Annotated in this window: 22 protein-coding genes; 14 read left to right on the top strand and 8 right to left on the bottom strand. The window is 74.2% G+C overall.

Annotated features, from left to right (window positions below; genetic code table 11):
• Positions 1 to 117: 117 nt before the first annotated feature.
• On the bottom strand, positions 118 to 444 hold the full coding sequence (locus ACH4DX_RS15765) for a hypothetical protein (RefSeq protein ID WP_398155476.1): 327 nt from the start codon (positions 442 to 444) through the stop codon (positions 118 to 120).
• A 280-nt stretch (positions 445 to 724) separates the two neighbouring features.
• On the opposite strand from ACH4DX_RS15765, the gene ACH4DX_RS15760 reads away from it, so the two are divergent.
• On the top strand, positions 725 to 1483 hold the full coding sequence (locus ACH4DX_RS15760; protein WP_398155475.1) for a DeoR/GlpR family DNA-binding transcription regulator: 759 nt from the start codon (positions 725 to 727) through the stop codon (positions 1481 to 1483).
• A 126-nt stretch (positions 1484 to 1609) separates the two neighbouring features.
• Here ACH4DX_RS15760 and ACH4DX_RS15755 read toward each other — a convergent pair whose 3' ends face one another.
• The 4 genes from ACH4DX_RS15755 to ACH4DX_RS15740 all read right to left on the bottom strand — a co-directional run bounded on the left by ACH4DX_RS15755 (position 1610) and on the right by ACH4DX_RS15740 (position 4528).
• Positions 1610 to 2155: a Clp protease N-terminal domain-containing protein gene (locus ACH4DX_RS15755; protein WP_398155474.1), complete on the bottom strand. Its 546-nt coding sequence runs from the start codon at positions 2153 to 2155 to the stop codon at positions 1610 to 1612.
• Positions 2156 to 2398 carry a hypothetical protein gene (locus tag ACH4DX_RS15750; RefSeq protein WP_398118943.1) on the bottom strand — a complete coding sequence of 81 codons (243 nt, stop codon included), beginning with the start codon at positions 2396 to 2398 and terminating at the stop codon, positions 2156 to 2158. It abuts the gene before it with no gap.
• A gap of 185 nt (positions 2399 to 2583) precedes the next feature.
• A complete protein-coding gene (gene sph, locus ACH4DX_RS15745) occupies positions 2584 to 3573 on the bottom strand; it encodes a sphingomyelin phosphodiesterase (protein WP_398155473.1) in 990 nt (329 codons plus the stop codon).
• 205 nt (positions 3574 to 3778) lie between these two features.
• Positions 3779 to 4528, bottom strand: coding sequence for a helix-turn-helix domain-containing protein (locus ACH4DX_RS15740; RefSeq protein ID WP_398155472.1), 750 nt, complete (start codon positions 4526 to 4528; stop codon positions 3779 to 3781).
• A gap of 297 nt (positions 4529 to 4825) precedes the next feature.
• On the opposite strand from ACH4DX_RS15740, the gene ACH4DX_RS15735 reads away from it, so the two are divergent.
• Positions 4826 to 4903 carry a 50S ribosomal protein bL37 gene (locus ACH4DX_RS15735; protein ID WP_370443954.1) on the top strand — a complete coding sequence of 26 codons (78 nt, stop codon included), beginning with the start codon at positions 4826 to 4828 and terminating at the stop codon, positions 4901 to 4903.
• A 187-nt stretch (positions 4904 to 5090) separates the two neighbouring features.
• On the opposite strand, the gene ACH4DX_RS15730 is transcribed toward ACH4DX_RS15735, so the two are convergent.
• The gene (locus ACH4DX_RS15730; protein ID WP_398155471.1) at positions 5091 to 7073 is read right to left on the bottom strand and encodes a hypothetical protein; all 1983 of its coding nucleotides are present in this window, start codon (positions 7071 to 7073) and stop codon (positions 5091 to 5093) included.
• Positions 7074 to 7660: 587 nt separating this feature from the next.
• Between ACH4DX_RS15730 and ACH4DX_RS15725 the strand changes: the two genes are divergently transcribed.
• The 4 genes from ACH4DX_RS15725 (at position 7661) to ACH4DX_RS15710 (ending at position 11437) form a co-directional block, all read left to right on the top strand.
• Positions 7661 to 8905, top strand: coding sequence for a cytochrome P450 (locus ACH4DX_RS15725; protein WP_398155470.1), 1245 nt, complete (start codon positions 7661 to 7663; stop codon positions 8903 to 8905).
• Positions 8902 to 9039 (top strand): hypothetical protein, encoded by a 138-nt coding sequence (locus ACH4DX_RS15720; protein WP_398118952.1) that lies wholly within the window; start codon positions 8902 to 8904, stop codon positions 9037 to 9039. Before ACH4DX_RS15725 ends, ACH4DX_RS15720 begins: the two co-directional genes overlap by 4 nt.
• Positions 9040 to 9147: 108 nt before the next feature.
• Positions 9148 to 10104 carry an ATP-dependent DNA ligase gene (locus ACH4DX_RS15715; RefSeq protein ID WP_398155469.1) on the top strand — a complete coding sequence of 319 codons (957 nt, stop codon included), beginning with the start codon at positions 9148 to 9150 and terminating at the stop codon, positions 10102 to 10104.
• Between the two features lie 265 nt (positions 10105 to 10369).
• Positions 10370 to 11437, top strand: coding sequence for a hypothetical protein (locus tag ACH4DX_RS15710; protein WP_398155468.1), 1068 nt, complete (start codon positions 10370 to 10372; stop codon positions 11435 to 11437).
• 73 nt (positions 11438 to 11510) lie between these two features.
• Here ACH4DX_RS15710 and ACH4DX_RS15705 read toward each other — a convergent pair whose 3' ends face one another.
• Positions 11511 to 11936, bottom strand: a complete 426-nt coding sequence (locus ACH4DX_RS15705) for an ATP-binding protein (protein WP_398155467.1) — start codon at positions 11934 to 11936, stop codon at positions 11511 to 11513.
• Between the two features lie 123 nt (positions 11937 to 12059).
• Positions 12060 to 12344 (bottom strand): hypothetical protein, encoded by a 285-nt coding sequence (locus ACH4DX_RS15700; protein ID WP_398155466.1) that lies wholly within the window; start codon positions 12342 to 12344, stop codon positions 12060 to 12062.
• A 72-nt stretch (positions 12345 to 12416) separates the two neighbouring features.
• Here ACH4DX_RS15700 and ACH4DX_RS15695 point away from each other — a divergent pair, with 72 nt between their 5' ends.
• The 8 genes from ACH4DX_RS15695 (at position 12417) to ACH4DX_RS15660 (ending at position 20853) form a co-directional block, all read left to right on the top strand.
• A complete protein-coding gene (locus ACH4DX_RS15695; RefSeq protein WP_398155465.1) occupies positions 12417 to 13283 on the top strand; it encodes a helix-turn-helix transcriptional regulator in 867 nt (288 codons plus the stop codon).
• Entirely contained in the window at positions 13276 to 14070 is a 795-nt protein-coding gene (locus ACH4DX_RS15690; protein ID WP_398118964.1) for an SAM-dependent methyltransferase, read from the top strand. The genes ACH4DX_RS15695 and ACH4DX_RS15690 overlap by 8 nt, the downstream gene beginning before the upstream one ends.
• Positions 14071 to 14259: 189 nt before the next feature.
• Positions 14260 to 14703: a cupin domain-containing protein gene (locus ACH4DX_RS15685; protein WP_398118966.1), complete on the top strand. Its 444-nt coding sequence runs from the start codon at positions 14260 to 14262 to the stop codon at positions 14701 to 14703.
• A gap of 225 nt (positions 14704 to 14928) precedes the next feature.
• A complete protein-coding gene (locus tag ACH4DX_RS15680; protein ID WP_398118968.1) occupies positions 14929 to 16143 on the top strand; it encodes a serine hydrolase domain-containing protein in 1215 nt (404 codons plus the stop codon).
• Positions 16144 to 16251: 108 nt separating this feature from the next.
• The gene (locus tag ACH4DX_RS15675; RefSeq protein WP_398118970.1) at positions 16252 to 18645 is read left to right on the top strand and encodes a histidine kinase; all 2394 of its coding nucleotides are present in this window, start codon (positions 16252 to 16254) and stop codon (positions 18643 to 18645) included.
• The gene (locus ACH4DX_RS15670) at positions 18642 to 19316 is read left to right on the top strand and encodes a response regulator (protein WP_398118972.1); all 675 of its coding nucleotides are present in this window, start codon (positions 18642 to 18644) and stop codon (positions 19314 to 19316) included. Before ACH4DX_RS15675 ends, ACH4DX_RS15670 begins: the two co-directional genes overlap by 4 nt.
• A gap of 81 nt (positions 19317 to 19397) precedes the next feature.
• Positions 19398 to 19715: an SCO4225 family membrane protein gene (locus ACH4DX_RS15665; RefSeq protein WP_398118974.1), complete on the top strand. Its 318-nt coding sequence runs from the start codon at positions 19398 to 19400 to the stop codon at positions 19713 to 19715.
• Positions 19716 to 19782: 67 nt separating this feature from the next.
• Complete coding sequence (locus ACH4DX_RS15660) at positions 19783 to 20853, top strand: sulfotransferase (protein WP_398118976.1); 1071 nt, start codon at positions 19783 to 19785, stop codon at positions 20851 to 20853.
• Positions 20854 to 21018 lie beyond the last annotated feature (165 nt).

Below are 21018 nucleotides of genomic sequence, written 5' to 3'. Positions count from 1 at the left end.
CTGGCCCCGGGGCGCAGGCGGCCACCGCGCCACCGGCCGCCACCAGCGTTCCGGCCCCGCCGACGCGCGGCACGCTGCGCCGCGACGGCGCACCGGGGACCGAGGCCCGGCGGTCCGTCAGCAGGCCCGGCGGAAGTACTCGCTGCTGCCCACGGGCGAGACGCCGACGTCACGGCGCACGATGCTCAGGAAGGCGTGGACACAGCAGAGGTCGTACAGGCCGGGCGCGGGGGCGGCCCCGTGGTCGCCGCTGACGACCTTCACCCCGGAGGGCGGGGTGTAGGCGCCGCCGACCCGGTGGTCGAAGCCGGCCTCGGCCGGGGGCAGCGCGGGCGCGGCCGGTCCTGCCGCTGCCGTCGAGGGTGCGAGCAGGCGGGCTGCCACTGCGGCCGTACAGGTCACGGTGGCGGCCGTACTCCCGCGCACCACACGATCGAGGCTCATCGGTGAGCTCCAGCTGTCGGAGGGCACGTCCCCGCCTCGGACCCGGTGCGGTCCTGGCGACTCGGTCCGGGCTCGTGGCGGAGGCCAACTACCGGCTAGGCGTACCTCTGCGCCGAGTGCTCGACATCGGCGTTGCCAGGGAGTAAATCGAGCGCGTTCGACCATGTCAAGGGTTCGGAACTGAGGGAACATCCGTCAACTCACGCACAACCAGGCACGATATTGCGCGTTCTCTGCGCGATCCCTGAGTGAATCTGCTCGCTGGGGTTATGCTCCCCGAGTGCTGAGAAGCGACCGCCATGTGCAGATACTCGACCACGTCGCCGCGCGGGGCAGTGCCGACGTGACCCAGCTGTCCCTGCTGCTCGGGGTCTCCCAGGCCACCGTGCGCCGCGATCTCCAGCATCTGAGCGAGCAGCGGTTGCTGGAGCGCACCCACGGTGGCGCGGTGGTCGGCGCTCTGAGCATCGAGCTGCCGTTGCAGCACCGTGCGGATCAGCGCTCCCCGCAGAAACAGGCCATCGCCCGGGCCGCAGCCGACCTCGTCCCCGACGGCGCGGTGGTCGGTCTGACCGGGGGCACCACCACCACGGAGGTGGCCCGGCTGCTCGCCGACCGGGGCCCGGTCACCATCGTCACCAACGCCGTCAACATCGCGGCGGCCCTCGTCCTGCGGTCGACCGTCACCCTGATCGTGATTGGCGGCACGGCCCGCAGCGAGAGCTACGAACTGGTCGGGCCCATCGCCGAGAAGACCCTCGCCGATCACCACACCGACATCGCGTTCCTCGGCGTGGACGGCATCAGCGCCGCCCACGGCTGCACCACCCACGACCAGTTGGAGGCCGCCACCGACCGCGCCTTCGCCTTGCACAGCACCCGCTCCGTCGTGGTCGCCGACCACTCCAAGATCGGCCGGACGACGTTCGCGAAGATCTGCCCGGTGGCCGACGTGGACACCCTCATCACGGACGGGGAGGCGCCTGAGGCCGAGCTGTCGGCGATCGCCTCGGTGGGGGTGCGGGTCACCGTCGTCTGACGGCGCGTGTCCCGCGGGGCCTTCGTACGCACCCCGCCCCGCGACGCGCCGATCCGCGGCAGGACCCGGAAACGGCCGTGCCGCCCGGCAGGGAAGCCGGGCGGCACCGCGTACGCGCCGCCGGTGCTACGAGGCGTCCTCGGCCACGCGGGCCAGTACCGCCTCGCGCAGCCCGGCGGCGTCGACGTCGAGGGCCGCGAGCACGTCCAGGCCGCGCCCCTCTCCCGCGGCCAGCAGACCGAGCAGGATGTGTTCGGTGCCGAAGGTCTCCCGGCCGAGGGCGCGCGCCTCGCTCAGGGTCTGCTCGAGCGCCTTCTTGGCGTCCTCGGCGTAGGCGGGCCGCGGGTACTGGAAGGCGCCGGGGCCGAAGTTGTCGTCGGCCTTGCGCTTGATCTCCGCGACATCGATGCCGAGGGAGGACAGGGCGTCCTTCGCCTCCCGCCCTCCGGTCGCGGCGACTCCGGCGGCCTCCAGGACGCGCACGGTCTCCCGCCTGGCCCGTGTGTGCTCGACACCCTGCTCGCGCAACACGTCCCCAGCCGTGCTCCGTTCGGTGCCGACCAGGCCGAGCAGGAGGTGTTCCGTACCGATGAAGTCGTGTCCGAGGGCGATCGCCTCGTCCTGGGACAGCGTCACGGCGTGCCGCGCACGCTCGGTGAAAAGCTCGAACATCTACTTCTCCTTGCCTTCGGCCCTGCGCCTGCCCGCATGTTTCTCGTGCACCGACTGACGGCTGACGTTCAGCGACGCGGCGATGCTCTGCCACGACCAGTTCTGGTCGCGGGCGTTGTCGACATGGACCCGTTCCAGCTCCTCCAGCAGGCGGCGCAGAGCGACGACGGCCTGGAGTCCGACCTCGGGGTCCTTGTCGGTGACCTGCCCGGCCAGCGAGGCCGGTGTCTCCTCAACTCCCATGCCGTCAGGGTGCCCTGACAGCCGAGAGGGTGTCAAGGGACCCTGACAATGGGAGGCGGGGAGGCGGGGAGGCGGGGAGGCGGGGAGGCGGGGAGGCGGGGAGGCGGGGAGGCGGGGAGGCGGGGAGGCGCGGGCACCGGCTCCGGCTCCGGCACCGGCTCCGGCACCGGCACCGGCTCGGTGTCCTACCGAGCGAGCACCGGATAGTGATCGGACAGGTTCGTGTACGTGTACTCCTTGCCCCAGCTCGACACCGTCCAGGGGGCGCTGGTCTCCTTGACCACGTCGTTGCGCCAGCCTGCGGGGCGGGCGTGGCCCTTGCGGTGCAGGACGTGGTCGAGGTCCTCGCGCGGGTCGTCGGGGTAGCGCTCGGAGGCGATCGAGTTGTCCTTGGTGTCGAAGGAGTACGGGTGCCCCGTGCGGGAGTCCGCGGGCGCGAGCCCCGCGTCGGCGAGCATCGAGGCGTACTCGCCGCTGTGCCCGTCGACGTTGAAGTCGCCTGCCACCAGGACCTGTTCACCGGCCGGGATCCTCTTGGCGTCCAGGAAGGCGTCGAGTTCCTTGAACTGCCCGGCCCGGGTGGCGGCCGCCTCGCCCGCGCCGCAGCCGGGGTCGGTCGACTGCGCGTGCGTCCCGACCACGTGCACCCTGGTGCCGCGTACGTCGAGGACGGCGTACACGAAGCCCTTGTTGGAGTACACGTCGGAGCCGCAGGCGTCCTTGTAGACGTACTGCTCCTTGCGCACGATCGGCCACTTGCTCAGCACCGTCACACCGCCGTCCTCCGGCGTGAGCGCGGAGTACGCGCCACCGGTGGCGTCCCACCCGCTCTTGGACCGCCCCATGACCGGGGTCTGGTGCGGGTAGTCCCCCTTGGCGTGCTGCTGGAGCACCTCGGAGGAGGAGTTGTCGAAGGCCTCCTGCACGACGGCCACGTCATGGCCCCGGAAGAACGGGGCCGCGGGGATCGCCTTGGCGCGGTGGTCCTGGCCCCAGTTCGGGTAGAGCGTCTTGCTGAACAGAAAGGCGTTGTAAGTCAGCACCTCCAGGCGCGGCGTCGCCTCGGCGGCGGGTGCGGCAGAGGCGGTGGGCGCCGTCGCGGCGAGGGCGGCCGTCAGGGCGAGGGCCACGGAGGCGGCGCCGACCGTGTACGTACGCGGCGTGGGGTGGGGCATGGGAGGTTCTCCCTGGGGGGTGGGGGTCGCGCCGGCTGGATCAGGCACCGGCGCGGGCCATCCAAGGCGCCGCCGGTTACGTACGGGTGGCGGGGATGTGTTGATCACCCGATGTGTCGCCACACGTTCCGGGCGCGCCGCCTTGGTGAGCACGGTCGGGCGCACCGCCCGCGGACGCCTGCCGACAGCGCCGTCCCGGCCGAGGTCAGGCGCGGCGGGGGCGCGGCGGGTGCTGGAGGGTGTCGCTGAGCATCCGGGCGCTGCGCCGTGCGGCTTCCGTGGTCTGCTCGATGCGGCGCGGGTCCGGCACGGCGACACCGACCGCCGCGACGACCTCGCCCGAGGCGGCGTGCACGGGCACCGCCAAGCACAGTCGCTCGCCGCCCCATTCGTACTGGTGGAGGTCGGCGCCGTGCTCCCGGGCCCTGCGCAGCCGGCGGGCCCACTGGTTCGGGGTGTGGTCGAAGGGCGGGTCTGCCGGTGGCCCCGCCGCGGCGAAGACGACGTCGGCCGCGCTGTCGGGGGGCAGGGTCTGCCCCGGCAGGTGCGGGAAGTACTCCCGGGCGGCCGCCGCGATGCCGGTGACGACCGTCGTGCAACCGGCCGCGGGCACGGCGACGCACACGGTGGCCCGGGTCTCCACGGTCAGATGCCGCAACGGCGCCGCCGCCGTCCTCTCCCACTGGTGGAGGGGCGTCCAGGACCGTCCCAGGCGGGCGACCGTCACCCCCACCCGGTAGCGGCCCCGAAGCTGTTCCACCGCGCCGAGGGCGCTGAGCTGGCGCAGCAGCCGATGGACCGTCGTCTTCGGCAGGCCGGTGCTCGCCGTCAACTCGGCAAGTCCCGCTTCACCCGCCCGCGCAAGCTCTTCCAGGAGGTCGAACGCCCCTTCGAGCACACCTCGTCCGACCGGAGGACCGGCCTCCCCGCCCTCGCGTCCGCCCCGCTGATCCATCGTCCCCCTGTCCGCCCAAGTCCTGGAAGAACCGCCGGTACGCACACGGCGGACCACCCTAGAAGCAGTCGGCACACGAGATCGAGGCACGGACAAGCCGCGTTCCGAGGGGGCGGGCCGGAAAGCACCGGCAGCGCCGGAAGGCTCCGGGCCCCGCGGTGGCGTACGTGGCCAATGTGACGTACGACACGTGATTGCGTAGGCTCGGCGGGGTAGGCGGCCGGGAGCTCACCTGGACATTCATGCATCCGGGGAGAACGACAACCGTACGCGACAGCACACCCCTGGGAGGTAGCGATGTCCTCGAAGCGACGCCGTAAGAAGAAGGCCCGCCGCAAGAACGGCGCGAACCACGGCAGCCGTCCGCAGTCCTGAGAAGCCTGGAGCTTCGTCCCGGGCGTACCCGGGCGGCAGGGCGGCACTAGGGAGCGGGGCGACACCTCAGGGTGTCGCCCCGCGGCCGTGTACGACGTCCCGGCCATGGGTTCAGCGCCCGCCCGGGGCACGGGACCGGCGTCCGGGCCGTGGGGCACGTCACCTGGGAAGGTGCCCTCCGGGCCCCTCACCGGGCCGCGCCCGGCCCCGCCCCCACCGGAGCCAGCGTCCCGCCCCCGCTGAGCCGCGCCCGCACCTGGACCCGGGCGCCCCGCGGCGCCGGTTCCGCGAAGGTCCGGCCCGACCCCGACGCGCTCACGTCCCCGGAGGCGTCGATGCCGGTGACCTCGCGGCTCCCCGCGGCCAGGACGTACCTCCTGCCGGAGTCCGCACGCCAGGTGGTGCTCGCGACGACGTGCTGGCCGAACCGGCCGCACGCGGCGGTGGACCGGGCCCGTGCCACCACGCGGGTCGCCCCGCCGTCCCCGGTCGCCGGTGCCGTGAGCTGGAGAAGCACCCGGCCGGGGCCGCGCCAGGTGGTGGCGCGGGCGCAGGACCACACGGCCCGGCCCGCCGACTCGGGGAGGTTCTGCTCGGCGAAGTCCCAGACGTTGACGGACCGGGCGCCGGTGCCCAGTTCGGGCAGCCGGCAGGCGGTGCGGGCCCAACCGCGCAGTGCCCGCGGGCTGATCACCTCGCGCGGCTGGCGTGCGGGGGCGCCGGAGCCGGGCAGCGGGGTGTAGGTCAGATGGACGGGCAGCAGGTCGCCCAGGTCGCTGACGAGGAACGCGTGTTTCTCGACGATGCGCGACGAGGAGCGCAGCCACAGCACCGGCCAGGTGTCGCAGCTGCCACCGGCGACGGGACCCCGTACGGGGGCTGTGAGGCCGTCGGGCGACACCTTCAGAGGGCGGTTCGGGGCGTCGGGCCGGAGCAGGTCCCGCGTCTGCGTCCTGGCGATCCATGGAGCTGTCAGATATCGGATGCGGCCGTCGTCACGGCGCAGGGCCAGGGCCGCGGCGGTGGTCACGCCGGCGTTGTCGGCACGGGCGAAGTGTACGGAGCGTGGCGCGCCACGGTCCCCGGAGAGCGGTTCGCCGTAGTGGACGACGCGCTCACCGTCGTGGAGGAGGACGACGGCACGGCCGTCGACGTCGCCCGCGTACAGCAACCGCGGTGCGCGGCCCGGCGGTCCGGTGCTCGTGGCCGGGGCCGAGGTGACGCGGACGCCGCGCGGTGGCGAGGCCCAGGCGGACAGGGCGCGGTTGAGCAGCTCGCGGTCGGTGGTCCGTGCGCCGCGTGCGGGCCAGGCGGTGAAGTCGACGCGTGCGGTGTCGGACCACTCCTGGGCGGGGGCCCTGACCAGGTCGCCCGCTCGGGTGGTCGCAGGTCCCGTCGAGGGCGCCGACCGCCCGCCCTTGGCTTCGAGGCCGGTCAGGACCGTCGCGCTGAGGACGATCAGACCCACGGCGATCCAGACGAGCCGCACCCGGCGCCTGCGCCGCAGCAGGTCGGTGGGGCGCGTCTGCACGGTGCAGGCGTCGAACTCCCGTGAGCGCAGCAGCGCTTGCCCCGCCTTGCCCGCCACCGCTTCGAGCCGGTGGGAGGCGCGCACCGCTTCCTGCGGCTGCTCCGCGCCCGCGGCGGTCAGGAGTTCCTCGATCCGGGGGTCCGTCAGACCGTCGAGGCGCCGCAGCACGAAGGCGGCGCGGGCCGCGGGGCGGGCTTGGCCGCAGGCCTGGCCGAGCGTGACCTCGTCGACGCCGCCCGCCAGCGGGAACAGGCGCAGCCCCCACACCGCCGGGAGCATCACCCGCAGCGCCCGCGGCGGCGGCAGCCGCTTCGGCCAGCCGCGCGGGCGCCGCTCGTAGGCGAGGGCCGCGCGGAGCACGCGCAGCAGCAGCCAGCCGGAACCGGACGCGCCACCGCCCCCGCGCTGCGCCGGTACCCGGGCCGTCGTGTCCCGCCCGCTGCACCGCCACAGGCCGGGCAGCGCACGTTGTACGAGGGCGTGCGCGACCAGGACGCGTCGGTGCCGGGAGAGCGTGACGGGCAGGATCAGATAGGCGAGCCGCACCAGACCGGTGTACTGGTCGACGAGGGCGGTCTCGGCTTGGCCGAGCGAGACCCGTTCGACGGGGCCCGAGGTGCGACGTGGGGACGTGGGCATGGAGAGAGCCGCCTCCCGAAGGCTGATGACGCCGTCAGCTGCCCTCCGTCAAACGAGTGAACTTTGCGATGGTCACACTCCGGCCCGCGCCCGCCACGGCCCCGGCGGTGCCGTCCGCCGTCCGGCCCGGGCCCTGGCCTGCGGGCCCCGGCGTTCGCGGAAGGTGCGGCGGCAGGTGTCCGGGGGCGCCCGGGCGGTGCGGCTGGAGCGGCGCCGCGGGGGCGTCGCGGTGCCGCCCCCGCCAGGGACCTCGCGCTGCCTGCCCCCAGGGACCCGGCGGTGCTTGCCGCCAGAGACCTCGCGATGCCCGCCCCCATGGACCCCCCGGGCGGGATCTGCGACGCGCACGGCCTCCTCCGCGCACGGTCCGGACACCCAATCGTCGACTTTGTGTCCAGTTCGTGAAGGTGCCCGAACGGGCCGGGTCCGCGCTGTGCACCGGCCCGCGTCCAGGGCGGGGGTGATTGGGGAGTGCAGTCGTTCACAAGCGGAGCCCCCTTTCCGCCCGTTGTTGCTGGCATGCTGCCAAGGACCCGTATCCGCTGCCACCCGGGGCCTGGGTGGCACAGTGCCTGGAGGAGTCTGCAATGACCTCGTCCACTCCACGGATAGTCCTCGACCCCACCGGCGCCGACCGGCACGCGGAACACCGCCTGCTGCGCGCCCAGGGAAGCACGGCCCAGGTGGACGTACTCGGTGTGCCGGCCTGGTCCGTCACCGACCCCGAACTGCTCAGGACGCTCCTCGCCAGCCCCGACGTCTCCAAGGACGCCAGGGCGCACTGGCCGGGCTTCCAGGACGCCCTGGGCGGCTGGCCGCTGATCCTGTGGGTGGCCGTGGAGAACATGTTCACCGCCTACGGAGCCGAGCACCGGCGGCTGCGCCGGATGATCGCCCCCGCCTTCAGCGCGCGCCGCGTACAGGCACTCAAGCCGACCGTCGACGACATCGTCGGACGGCTCCTCGACGACCTCGCGGCCCGCCCCGCCGGAGAGACCGTCGACCTGCGCGCCGCGCTCGCCCGGCCGCTGCCCGTCGCGGTCATCAGCCACCTCATGGGCGTACCCGCCGCACAGCGCTCGGACTTCGGCGCCACCGTCGACGGGGTCTTCGACACCACCCTCACCGCCGAGCAGGCGGCGGCCAACACCGAACGCCTGTACGTCCTGCTCGACGGCCTCATCGCCGCCAAGCGCGCCGAGCCCGGCGACGACATGACCTCGCTCCTCGTCAGCGTCCGCGACGACGAGGGCGACGGCAGCAGCCTGACCGACGCCGAACTGCGCGACACCCTGCTGCTCATGCTCAGCGCCGGGTACGAGACGACCGCGAACGTCATCGACCAGGCCGTCGCCGCCCTGCTCAGCCACCCCGAGCAACTCGCCCACATCCGGGCGGGGCGCGGCACGTGGGAGGACGCCGTCGAGGAGACCCTCCGCAGCGAAGGGCCCGTCTCGCACCTGCCGCTGCGCTACGCCGTCACCGACATCCCCCTGCCCGACGGCCGCATCATCGCCAAGGGCGAGGCCATCCTCGCCTCGTACGCGGCCGCCAACCGCCACCCCGACTGGCACGGCCCGGACGCCGACGCCTTCGACGTCACCCGCGTCACCAAGGAGCACCTCTCCTTCGGGTACGGCGTCCACTTCTGCCTCGGCGCCCCACTGGCCAGGATCGAGGTCACCGCCGTGCTCCGGGCGCTGTTCGCGCGCTTCCCCGGCATCGAACTCGCCGTCCCCGCCGAGGAGCTGCAACCCCTGCCGTCCCTGATCACCAACGGCCACCAGACGCTCCCCGTCCGCCTGCGCCCCGCCCCCGCGGCCTCCGCGTGACCGCCCGGCACCGGACGGCCCCGCACGGCGGCTGCCCGCACGCGGCGCCGCGCCCCCGCGTCGCCTCGCCGACCGGCGAATTCCTCGACGCGCTCCTCGACGCGCTCCCCGAAGCGGCGGGCCGGTGCGACTGACGGGGTGAGGGCTGGGGGGCCGGGCGGGTTCGGTGAGCTGTTGGACTGTCCGGGCGACAGCGGCGCGGACCGGGTATGAACCCCGGGGGTGCGGGTGAGGGGTGGATCATGGCTGTCCTGCCGCGGATCGCACCCATACTCGCCTCCCCGGGGCCCCTGCCGCCGGCCCGTGCCGACGCCCTGTGGAGCGCGGAGACCAAGTACGACGGGCAGCGGGCGATCGTCTACCTGGGCGGCAACGGCTCGATGCTGCTGCGCTCCCGCTCCGGGGCCGACATCACCGCCGCCTACCCCGAACTCGCAGCCCTCGGCGCGCACGTGCACGCTCCCGCCGTCCTGGACGGCGAGATCGTGGTCCTCGACGAGCAGGGCCGCCCGGACTTCGCACGGCTCCAGCCCCGCATGGGCCTGGCCGCCGCCCCGGCGCGCGCCGCCCGCCTGGCCGCCGGGGACCCCGCGCACCTGGTCCTGTTCGACATCATGTTCCTCGCCGGGCGCCAGCTCACCGGCCTGCCGTACACCGCGCGCCGCGACCACCTGAGGAACCTGGTGGCGGCCGGGCCGCGCTGGTCCGTGCCGACCGCGGTCCCCGGACACAGCCGCGCCGCCCTGGACCTCACCCGCGCCCGGGGCCTCGAGGGCATCGTCCTCAAGCGCCTCGACTCGGTGTACGAGCCGGGGGTGCGCTCCCGCTCCTGGCTGAAGATCAGGAACGTCCGTACGGTGGACGCGGTCATCGGCGGCTGGCAACCCGGCCTCGGACGGCTCACGGGCCTGCCGGGAGCGGTCCTCGTGGGCGAGCACGTCGACGGGGCGCTGCGCTACCTGGGCAACGTCGGCACGGGGTGGAGCGAACACGAACGGGTCACCCTCGCCCGGCTCCTCGGCGTGGCCGCCGACGACACCTGTCCCTTCACCCCGCCCCCGCCCGTCCCCGAGGCCCACTGGGTGCTTCCGCGCCTGGTGGCCGAGATCCGCTACTCCACCCGCACCCGCACCGGCCTCCTGCGCCAGCCGGTGTGGCACCGCCTCCGCCCCGACCTCGCACCCGACGACCCGGCCTGAGATCCGGCGGCGGGGGCGCTCAGGCTCCGCGGCCCAGCGGTACGTACGCCGACCGCGCGGCGACGCGTGCCCTGCCGTCGGCCGACGCGTACCGCTGGTCGACGCGGCGCACCGCCTCCGCCCCGTCGGCGCGGGCCAGGCGACGGCCCCATGCGAAAATGGGCCCTTCGTGACGTTCAGGACACGACGCGCGACGTCCAGGACACGACGCCGCGCGACGTCCGGAACGCGAGTCATGACATCCAGGACACGACGGGGGAGAAGCGTGCGCCAGGTGATCTATGCCGAGAGGTCCCGCAACCCATTCGCCCAGGTGGTGGAGTTGAGCACCGCGGGACTGCGCAACAGGGGACGTACGACGCCGCTGAGCGAACTGCATCTGCCCGCGATGGCGGACGCGTTCGTGCGCGGCGGCTGGCTGGGCGGTGGTGGCACGGAGCGCGGCCTCGCGGAGCTGCCGGAAGGGCCCGGCGTCGTGCCGGTCACCCGGGTCACAGGGACGACCAGGCCGGTCAAGGTCCGCAGGGCCGCCGAGTTCGCGCATCGCCTCGGCGAGTTGGCCGTCCGGCAGTGCGGCGGCCCCGAACAGGTCGCCGCGCTGGCCGCGCGGGCGGCGGCGGAGGGCGTGCCGCTGTGGCAGGCGCGGCGGTTCGCCCCCGGGCCCGCGGGGCCGGTCACCGTGGCCGTCGAGCGGCGGCTGTTCCGCGTGGACGTGTGGGGCCCTGCCGCGCCCGTCGTACGCATCCGCGCGCCGTACGGCCTCTTCGCCGCCGACCGGTCACCGAGCCGCGGACTCGTCCTGACGGTGGGCGAGGTCACGGCGACGCTGACCCTGACCAAGGTCTGGCGCAAGTCCCGCAGTTCCGTGACCGTGCACAGCGCGCAGGGCCGCTGGGAGCTGCGCCGGACGAGCACCCTGTCGTCGGAACTGCTGCGCGACGGCTACCGCGTCGCCCTCCTGACCCGCCCGAGGCACAGGCGCAGGCCGCAGGACGGTTCGGTCCTGCTGCCGCTCGCCCAGGTCCACCACGACAGCCCCGACCCGCTGGACGCGGTCATGGCGCACACCTGCGCCGTCGCCTTCGGCCTCGGCGACACCACGGGCACCTGTCGCTTCCGCCCCCTGCCGCCGCGCCGGGACGGGCACAGCGGGGAGCCGGTGGTGATCGAGTGGGACAACCCCTGGTTCACCAACCTCGGCTGGGGGAGCGACGACAACGAGTCCGGCGGCGGGGACGGCTGGGGCTCCGACGGCGGCGAGGGCGGAGACGGCGGCGGGGGCGGCGGAGGAGACGGCGGGGGAGGGGACGGCGGCGGTGGCGGCGGCGACTGACCGCCCGCGGGGCAGGAACCGGCCGCCCCAGGACGCGGCGCGGCGGTGACGCGACGGCCGCCGCCGCGCCTCTTCACCGGCCGCAGGCTGCCGTGGAACCCGGACGGAGGTTCAACTCCGCCCACACCGCCTTGTGGCCGGTGAAGCACCGGCAGCCGAAGCGCGTCGCGAACGCGGTGACGAGTTCCAGGCCGCGACCGCCCACGTCGCCCGGTGACGGTGTGCGCAGTACCGGCAGGTGGGTGTTGGTGTCCGTGACGGTGATCAGCACGGAGGCGTCCCGCAGCTGGAGGCGGAGGGCGTCGGGTGTGCTGTGCCGCAGGGCGTTGGTGACCAGCTCTGTCGTGATCAGCGCGGCGGCGTCGACGACGTCGGCGTGCCCGGTCCCGCCGCCGAGCCACCGGTCGAGGACGGCGATGGTGTAGCTGCGGGCGAAGGGGGCGGCGGTGGGTTCGTCGTCGAGCGGCAGGACCGCGTCGAGGGGAGGGCCGGAAGTCATCCGCGCGTGCCTCCCCCGGCACACCGGGGTGGGTGCGGGCCGGCGGTCGGTCGTGGGGGGAGGGCGGTGCAGGGGATGAGCATGATCAACCTCAGGGTTGGTGCTGCCTTGCTGCCTTGCTGCCTAGCTCGTTGTGCGTGTTGCCGTGCTCGTGCTGCCGTGATGCGTGTTGCGGTGATGCGTGTTGCCGTGCTGCGCACTGCGCACCGCGTACGGCATGTCGCTGCGCACCGCGTACCGCATGTCGCCGTACTGCGCACCGCGCACCGCGCACCGCGCACCGCGCACCGCGCGGTGCCGCGCACCACGCGCAGCCGATTCCTGGCGTGCGGGCCCCGTGCGGTTGCCGATGGCGGCAGCGCCGCGCGGGGCGCGCACCTCTCCACCATGCGTGTGATTCACGCGCATGGCAATCTGGTGGCAGCGAAAACCGCGAAACCGCGGCAAGAATCAGCCGGTGACCAGGACGGGAGGCGGACGGTGGCACAGGCGCCGCGCGCGAGTCCGACGGTGGCGCACCGGGTGCTCGCCCGGCGTATGCAGCGGGTGCGCGTCGAACAGGCCCGCCTCAGCCCCGCGCAGGCCGCGGCCCTCGTGGGGACGACCCATATGACCATCCGCCGCATCGAGAGCGCGGCGACCCGCATCGACCCCGACCGGATCGAGCGGTTGCTGCGGGCCTACGGCTTGCGCGGGAACGAACTCCGGGCGCTGCTCGAGCAGACCCGGGAGGCGGCCGAGCCGGGCTGGTGGCACCTCCGGTACCAAAAGGTCATGACGGCGCCTTACCAGCACTGGATCGCGCTGGAGAGCGCGTCGTCCGCGATCCGTCTGTGGGCCCCTGGCCACGTGCCCGGCCTTTTGCAGATCCCCGCCTACACCGCGGCCCTGTACCGCGCGCTGCACCCCGACGCGCCCGCCGCCCACGTCGAGCTCGCCGTGGAGCTCGTCCAGGAGCGGCAGCGGCGCAGGCGCGAACGCGGGGCCCGGCTGTGGACCATCCTGTCCGGAGCCGCCCTGCACCCGGCCATCGGCGGCCCCTCCGTGCGCCGCGCCCAGCACCGAGCCCTCGAAGCGGCCCTCGGCGAGCCGCGCACCGCCTTGCAGATCCTGCCCCTGGCCGCCGGGGCGCACCCGCTCCTGAGCGCGCCGCCGGTGCGCCATCTGCGCGTGGACGCCGACATCCCCGACCATGTCGTGGAACACCGGCCCGCCGCCACCACCGTCACCGACGACGAGGACACCGTCGCCCGCTGGCGCCTGGCCCTGGACCACACCGCGGCCGCCGCCACCTGGCCCACCACCCTCGCACCCCACCTGCCCCCGGAGGAGAACCGGCATGGCTGACCCCCGCACCGCCCCCACCGGCGTCGACCCCACCGTCCCGCACAGCGCGCGCTGGTGGAACTACCTCCAGGGCGGCCCGTACTGGTATCCCGCCGACAAGCAGGCGGCGGACCAGTTCGCCCGCATGGTGCCCGAGATCCAGGACCTGGCCCGCTCCAGCCGCGAGTTCCTGTGGCGCTCCGTGCGCTTCGCCGCCGAGCAGGAGGGCCTGCGCCAGTACCTCGACCTCGGCGCCGGTCTGCCCGCCGAACCCAACGTCCACGAACTCGCCCAGCGCGCCCACCCCGACGCCCGCGTCGTCTACGTGGACAACGACCCCATGGTCCTGCTGTACCAGCACGCCTACCTCGACAGCACGCCTCAGGGCCGCACCTCCTACCTGGACGCGGACATGCGCGACACCGACCGCATCGTGCACCGGACCTCCGCCGTCCTCGACTTCGACCAGCCCGTCGCCCTGGTCCTCTCCGACGTCCTCGGCCACGTCCACGACGACGCCGAAGCCCACGCTCTGGTCCGCCGCCTGGTGGAGCACGCGGCCCCGGGCAGCGTGCTCATCCTCAGCCACTCGGCCCCCAGCCCCCGCCTGTCCGCCGCCGCAGACCAGTACGCGGAAACCGGCGGCCTCGGCTACCGGCTGCGTCCCACCGAGCAGATCGCCGCCTTCTTCGAAGGCCTGCACCTGGTCGATCCCGGCCTGGTGCCCATGCCCGAATGGCGCCCGGACGGCAGCACCACCCCCACCCGCGAGGACGTCGGCTACGGGGCAGTCGCCCGCATCCCGTGACCCCCGGCGGGTGGCGCGGGCGCGGACCGACCTGGCCGCCAAGCCGCCCGCGGCAGCAGCCCTGACGCCCGGTCACCAACAGTTCGTACGTTGCCGATTCGGCAACTTCGGTTGTCGGAACGGCCGCGTCCGTCGCACCCTGATGTCCGGCGGCCGGGAGGCCCTCGCAACCGACTCAGGAGGCCACGCATGAACACCCTGGAGAACGTCGGCACCGTACCGGCCGCGGCCGGTGACCCACCCTTGGTCAACCGGGTACGGCACGTCCGGTCCGACGAGTTGGACGGCTACGCAGCCATCAGCGGCTCCACGGTCGGCTCGCAGAGGCTGTGGATGGGCCGCGTCGAGAATCCGCCGCTGAGCGCGACGGACAACCACCACCACGGAGCGTCCGAGGCCGGGATCTTCGTGGTCAGCGGTCACCCCGTGTTCGTCTTCCACGACGGCACCCAAGAGGTGCGGATCACCGCGGACCCCGGCGACTTCGTCCTCGTGCCCCCGTTCGTCCCGCACCGCGAGGAGAACCCCGACCCCGACGAGCCGGTGGTCGTCGTGATCGCCCGCACCACGCAGGAGCCGATCAAGGTGTCGGTGCCCGAGCTGTACCAGTACCGGGGACCGGAAGCCGACTGAGCGGAACCGGTGGCACGGGTGCCGCCCCGCACGGGGGACAACCCCACCACCGGCCCTCGGGCCCGCCCCATCGCTCCGCCCCGCACGCGACCGGCATCGTAGGAGGCACGGGGGCAGTCGGGCCGCGTCCACCTTCGGGTGCGACGCGGCCCGAGTGCTCTCACGGGGGCGCGCCGCGGGCACCGCGCGTCCCGAGATCCCTGCCTCACGATCGAGGGGACACACGTGACCCAGCACAAGCGGCGTGCGATGGGCGGCGCACTCACCCTGGCGGTCGTGATCGGCCTCACGGCGGGCGCGCCGCCCGGGGGCGCCCCGGCGCACCGCGACGCCGCGGCGGAGCGAGCCCACGGCGGCGACCACGCCCGGTTGCGCGCACTCCTGCACCGGCTGACGACGGTCGACGGCGGACCCGGAGCGCTGCTCGAAGTGCGGGGGAGACGCGGCAGCGCGGTGCTGACCAGCGGGGTGGCGAACATGCGGACGCAAGCGCCGGTGCACCCCAACAGCCGATTCCGGATCGGCAGCATGACCAAGCCGTTCCTGGCGACCGTCGTGCTCCAACTGGTGGGGGAGCGCCGCGTGGTCCTGGACGCGCCGGTGGAGCGCTATCTGCCCGGTGTCGTCCGCGGGCACGGCAACGACGGCCGGAAGATCACCGTCCGTCAGCTGCTCCAGCACACCAGCGGCCTGCCCGACGTCCTGGACCACCTCGCTCCGGGGGACATCATGGAGGACCCGCTGGCCCACCACGACATCCGTGACCTCGTGGACATCGCGCTCGCCCACCCCCCGACCTTCGAGCCGGGCACCGGCTGGCGCTACTCCAACACCGGCTATCTGCTGCTCGGCATGGTCATCGAGAAGGTGACGGGACGCGCCTACGGCACGGAGATCCACCGGCGCGTCATCAAACCCCTCGGCCTGCGCGCGACCCACGTACCGGGCGACTCCCCGCACATCCCGGGACCGCACCCACGCGGATACGCACGGCCGGGCAAGGACGCGCCGCTCGTGGACATCACCGCGATCAACCCGACGGTCGCGGGCCCCGGCGGCTCGATGATCTCCAGCGGAACCGACATGAACCGCTTCCTGCGAGCACTCGTACGCGGCAGGCTGCTGCACCCCGCCCAGCAGCGGGAGCTGACGCGGACCCGGCCGACGGGCAACCCCGACGGCCGGGCCTACGGCCTCGGACTGGAGAGCAGGCCCCTCCCGTGCGGCGGCCGCTACTGGGGTCACACCGGCGACATGCTCGGGTACGAGACAGCGGCGGGGACGACCGCCGACGGCCGGCGGCAGGCCACCGTCGTGGTGAACGTCGACCCCGGCGGCACGGACGCGCAGAGCGACGACATGAGGGCCGCCGTGCGGACGGCGCTCTGCGGTGACCGGCACCCGGCTTCCCCGCAGAGCCCCCGGCCCGGGGCGCCGTGACAGGGGCAGCGACACGGCCGGGCGGTCGGCTCCATCTCTGGTTAGACGTCCCCCTCCCCCTCAAGCCCGATGCTCCTGCCCAGGTCACACCCCTAGCCTGGGCACACCATGGAACGACTGAACGACCGGTACGTGCCGGTCCTGCTGCTCGCCGTCCAGGCCGCGCTGTGGCCGGGCACGGCGCTCGTCGCAGGGCGGCCGCCCACCGCCACCGAACTCCTCGCGGCCGCGCTCGCGGACGGTCTGGCCACCGCTGCCCTCGCCACCCGCCGCACCCACCCCGTGCCCGCCCTCGTCCTGGTCGCGGCCGCCTGCGCGACGGTGGCCCAGGCCCTGCCCGCCCCCGCGGTGGCCGTCATCGGCACCGCCGGTGTCGCCCTCGCCCTGCACACCGTCGCCGCCGAGCGCGACACCCCCACCGCCCTGCTGTGCACGGGGACGCTCGCCGCGTGGCAGGCCCTGCACCAGCTCAGCCTGCACGGACTGAGCGACCGCGACGGCCTCGACCTGGCGGTCACCGTCCTGCTGTACGCGACCGCCACGGCCACCGGCGTGTATGCGCGCCGCGTCAGGGCCGCCCGGCACGCCGCCGAGCAGCGCCTGCGCCGTACCAGGGCCGAACGCCACCGCCTGCCCGCGGCCGAGCGGCGCCGGATGGAACGGGAACTGCACGACATCAGCGCACACCACCTCACCGCGGTCGTCGTGACCGTGGAGGCCGCCATCGAACTCCGCGAGAAGCGCCCCGAACTGGCGGTCGAAGCAGCGGAGTTCGCCGCGGAGACCGGCCGTGAGGTCACCCGCGCCCTGAGCGCGGTGAAGACCCCCGCCCCGCACTCCCCGCAGGAGCAGCCCGCACCCCAGGAGCGTCTGGAGAGCCTCGTGGCCGGCTTCCGCGCCCTGGGCCAGCCGCTCACCTGCGACATCCAGGCACCGCCCGACGGCACCACCGCCGACGCCGCGTACGGCATCGTCCGCGAGGCCCTGACCAACGCCGTACGCCACGCCTTCGGCACCCCGACCACCGTGACGTGCGTCTACGGCGACACGCACACCGAGATCACCGTCACCAACGAGCCCCCGCCCACGGCCGCGGGCACCCCCGCGGCACCGGCCGCGGGCCTGGGCGGCGGGCGCGGCCAGAACCTCCTGCGCGGCCGTGCCCGCGAAGCGGGCGGCACCCTCACCACCGGCCCCACCCCCGAGGGCGGCTGGCGCGTCCACGCCGTGCTTCCCGGACGGACCGGTGCGGGACCGGCGGCGAGCGTGCCCCGCGGCTACCGCCTCGCGCAGTGCGTCGCCGCCGCCGGGCTGTGCCTGCAACCGCTGCTGCCCACCGTCGTCATCCGCGACCACGCCGCCTCCGCGGGCGCGGACGTCTCCGTCGGCGTGCTCTTCGCCCTCCTCGCCACCGCGCAGGCGACCACGCTGATCTGGCTGCGCCGCGCACCGCGCACCGCCCTGACGGCGCTCCTCGTCCTCGGTGTGCTGTGGCCCGCGGCCACGGCCGCAGCCCCCTACACCGGCCCCGCGGTCCTGCCCGCCGCCCTCGGCATGCTCGCCACCTGCGCGGCGCTCGTCGCCGCCGCGGCACACACCGCGTCCGACGGACCCACCCTCGCCCTCGTCCCGCCGGGAGGGTCAGCAGCGTACGAGACCGTACGGGCCATCCCGCGCTGGACCGTCCCGGCGGCGGCCGCGGCCGTGCACGCCGTCACGGTGTCCGGCGTCCTGCTCACCCGCACCTCACCGGCACCGGGCGCCGTCGTCGTGGGCGCCGCCGGCGCGGGCACGGCGCTCGTCACCGCCGCCGCCTGGATCCTCGGCACCTGGCACGGCCTCCGCCGCCGGCAGGCCCGGGCCGCGGACGAGGACAGCCTCACCGCCTGGACGCACGAGGCCGTCCGGCACGCCTTCGCCGAGCGCCGCCGCATCACCGTCGGTCTGGAGACCACCGTGCTCGCCCGTACCGCCGAGGTCGTCGAGCAGGCCGAGGCCGGACACCTCCCGCAGACGGCGGAGCGGGCCCGGCACGCCCTGACCGCCATGCGCGCCCTGCTCGACACCGTCAGGAACGGCGAAGAGGGCGAGGAGCCGAGCGGCAGCCTGCGGCCCCAGCCGACCCTCCAGGCCCTCGACCTGCTCCTGCACCAGTACCGGGCCACCGGCCGCCAGGTCGACGTCCACATCGCCGACCGCTTCCCCGCGACCCTGTCACCGGAGGTCGACCTCGCGACCTACCGTGCCGCCGAGATCATCCTGGAAACATGTGGTGACGAGCCCGCCACCCTCGCCCTCGACCGTACGGACGACGTCCTGACCCTCACCGCCACCGGCGTCCCCCGCGCGACCCGGCCCCCGGCCCGCCAACGCCTGACCGCCCGGGCCGCCGCGCTCGGCGGCACCCTCACCACGCCACGACCGGACACGGTCGAGATCCGGCTGCCGCACCACCCGACGCCGCACACCGCAGGGACACGCGGCAAGGAGGTACCCCGATGACCCTCAGGGTGATGGTCGCCGACGACCAGCACGTCGTCCGCGCCGCCTTCGCCGCCGTCATCGACGCCGCCCCCGACATGAGCGTCGTGGCGGAGGCCGAGGACGGTGCCGCGGCGGTACGCCTCGCCGCGGAACACCGGCCCGACGTCGTCGTCATGGACGTCCGCATGCCCGAACTCGACGGCATCGCCGCGACCCGCATCCTCACCGGCCGCCCCGACGCGCCCCGCGTCCTGGTCCTGACCACGTTCGACCTCGACACCTACGTCTTCGGCGCGCTGCGGGCCGGCGCCTCCGGCTTCCTCCTGAAAGACGTCCACGCACCCGAACTGCTCCAGGCCATCCGCACCCTCGCCGCGGGCGACAGCATCCTCGCGCCCTCCGCGACCCGCCGCCTCATCAGCCACTACGCCGCCGGACCGCATCCCGCGAACCCCGGCCCCGCCGCCCTCGACGCGCTCACCGCCCGGGAGCGGCACGTCCTCGCCCTGGTCGCCGCCGGCCTGAACAACGCCGAGATCTCCGCCGACCTCGACATCACCGTCGGCACCGTCAAGTCCCACATCAACGCGCTGCTGCGCAAGCTCGGCCTGCGCGACCGCGTGCAGGCCACGATCCTCGCCTACGACCTCGGCCTCGCCCGTGCCGATCCGCCGGGCCCCCACGACTGACCCCGCCCGCCCCACCTGTCACCGATCGCCGTTCGGAAGGGCCACCGCACCGTGCGCACCACACCCAAGGAACCGACCACCATGCCAAGGACCCGGACGCCCCGGACGCACCGCACCGTACTGACCAACCCCTTCGCCCTCGGCTACCTGGCCGTCTGCGCGGGCCTGCTCGTCTGGGCGCTGATCGTCAGCTCCGTGGACACCCCGGATGCCTCCATGGCCGGAGTGATCCCGCTGCTCGCCACCGCTCCCGCCAGCCTGGTCCTCCTCGTACTGCCGGACCACAGCGCCATGTTCATCGTCTCCGTCGCCGTCGGTGCCCTCGTCAACGCCTCCGTCATCGGCTGGTGCGCCCGTACCTTGAGCCGGTACCGCAACGGCCCCGGCTCCACGGCATGACGTGCCGCACCGGCCCCCCGGGGCCGGGAGGACCTCGCCACCGCGTCGAACCCCCTGGAAGGTGACCTTGACCCCGAGCCCCCTGACCTTCGTCATCGGTACGGGCCGCAGCGGTTCCACCGCTCTCTCCCGCATCCTGAACACCCACCCCGACGTGCTGAGCCTCAACGAGTACATGGCCTCGGTCGGCGACGCGTCCTTCCCTGAAAGCCCGCTGTCCGGCGCCGAGTTCTGGGACGCGCTGTTCCGGCCCGCGCCGCACTTCGAGCGCATGGTCCGCAGCGGTCTGCCGCTGCCGGAGTTCCTCTACACCCGCCGCCCCGGCCGGTACACACCGGAGACCACCGGCATCCCCGCGCTCTCCCACATGGTGCTGCCCCACCTCAGCGACGATCCGGACGGCCTCCTCGACGAGATCCGTACAGCTCTCCTCGACCGGCCCGTCGATGCCGCGCCCGCGCACCACGAGGCGCTCTTCGCCTGGCTCCGTGCCCGGTTCGGGCGCACCGCCGTGGTGGAGCGCTCCGGCTACTCCACGGGCCGGGCGCCGGGCCTGCGGACCGCTTTCCCCTACGCCAGGTTCGTGCACCTGTTCCGGGACGGACCGGACTGCGCCCTGTCCATGAGCCGCCACCCCGGGTTCCGGGCGATCAACCTGCTGCGCGAGATCAAGGAACGGACCGGCGTCGACAGCCTCCGCGATCTGACGGACGACCACATACGGTCCCTGCCGCCGGATCTGGCGCCCCTGCTGGGCGACCGCTTCGACCCCGCCCTCGTACGCGACCGGGACATGCCCCTCCACCGGTTCGGCACCCTCTGGTCGGAACTCGTCGTCCAGGGCGCCCGGTTCCTCGACACCCTCCCCGCCCCCCAGCGCATGACACTCGCCTACGAGGACCTGCTCGACGCCCCCCGTACGGAACTGGCCCGCCTCGCCGCGTTCGCCGGCGTCGAGCCGTCACCACGGTGGCTGGACCGCGCGAGCACCCTGCTCGACGGCAGCCGCCGCGGCGCCGCCCGCCGAGACCTGTCGGCCGCGGAACTGGCCGAGCTGAGGGAGAGCTGCGCGGCGGGCACACGGGCGCTGACAGGCCGGGGCCCCACACCTCCTGCGCCCCTCCCGCCCCCGCGATAAAACCGGACACCCCCGACCGTGCGGAGGTAGCATGAACGACATGGCACGAGGTATCTGGTCGCAGAAGGTCCGATCCGCCCGCTGACGGCGGCGCCTTCTCTCTGCTGAATCGCGCTCGCCGTTCCGGTTCCCGCCGGGCGGCGGTTGCCGCTGCCCGGCTCCACT

It is taken from the genome of Streptomyces sp. NPDC017940 (assembly GCF_044328435.1).
Classification (GTDB): Bacteria; Actinomycetota; Actinomycetes; order Streptomycetales; family Streptomycetaceae; genus Streptomyces.
Note: the sequence above shows the minus strand (reverse complement) of the source record. Positions and strands in the feature narration are given on the sequence as shown.

Excerpts from the sequence above, each read along its gene's own strand:
- ACH4DX_RS15690 (WP_398118964.1), top strand. The coding sequence starts at position 13,276 with ATGGCTGACCCCCGCACCGCCCCCACCGGCGTCGACCCCACCGTCCCG.
- ACH4DX_RS15735 (WP_370443954.1), top strand. The coding sequence starts at position 4,826 with ATGTCCTCGAAGCGACGCCGTAAGAAGAAGGCCCGCCGCAAGAACGGC.
- ACH4DX_RS15725 (WP_398155470.1), top strand. The coding sequence starts at position 7,661 with ATGACCTCGTCCACTCCACGGATAGTCCTCGACCCCACCGGCGCCGAC.
- ACH4DX_RS15740 (WP_398155472.1), bottom strand. The coding sequence starts at position 4,528 with ATGGATCAGCGGGGCGGACGCGAGGGCGGGGAGGCCGGTCCTCCGGTC.
- ACH4DX_RS15705 (WP_398155467.1), bottom strand. The coding sequence starts at position 11,936 with ATGACTTCCGGCCCTCCCCTCGACGCGGTCCTGCCGCTCGACGACGAA.
- sph (WP_398155473.1), bottom strand. The coding sequence starts at position 3,573 with ATGCCCCACCCCACGCCGCGTACGTACACGGTCGGCGCCGCCTCCGTG.
- ACH4DX_RS15665 (WP_398118974.1), top strand. The coding sequence starts at position 19,398 with ATGCCAAGGACCCGGACGCCCCGGACGCACCGCACCGTACTGACCAAC.
- ACH4DX_RS15730 (WP_398155471.1), bottom strand. The coding sequence starts at position 7,073 with ATGCCCACGTCCCCACGTCGCACCTCGGGCCCCGTCGAACGGGTCTCG.
- ACH4DX_RS15750 (WP_398118943.1), bottom strand. The coding sequence starts at position 2,398 with ATGGGAGTTGAGGAGACACCGGCCTCGCTGGCCGGGCAGGTCACCGAC.
- ACH4DX_RS15670 (WP_398118972.1), top strand. The coding sequence starts at position 18,642 with ATGACCCTCAGGGTGATGGTCGCCGACGACCAGCACGTCGTCCGCGCC.
- ACH4DX_RS15685 (WP_398118966.1), top strand. The coding sequence starts at position 14,260 with ATGAACACCCTGGAGAACGTCGGCACCGTACCGGCCGCGGCCGGTGAC.
- ACH4DX_RS15765 (WP_398155476.1), bottom strand. The coding sequence starts at position 444 with ATGAGCCTCGATCGTGTGGTGCGCGGGAGTACGGCCGCCACCGTGACC.
- ACH4DX_RS15675 (WP_398118970.1), top strand. The coding sequence starts at position 16,252 with ATGGAACGACTGAACGACCGGTACGTGCCGGTCCTGCTGCTCGCCGTC.
- ACH4DX_RS15715 (WP_398155469.1), top strand. The coding sequence starts at position 9,148 with ATGGCTGTCCTGCCGCGGATCGCACCCATACTCGCCTCCCCGGGGCCC.
- ACH4DX_RS15700 (WP_398155466.1), bottom strand. The coding sequence starts at position 12,344 with ATGCGCGTGAATCACACGCATGGTGGAGAGGTGCGCGCCCCGCGCGGC.
- ACH4DX_RS15755 (WP_398155474.1), bottom strand. The coding sequence starts at position 2,155 with ATGTTCGAGCTTTTCACCGAGCGTGCGCGGCACGCCGTGACGCTGTCC.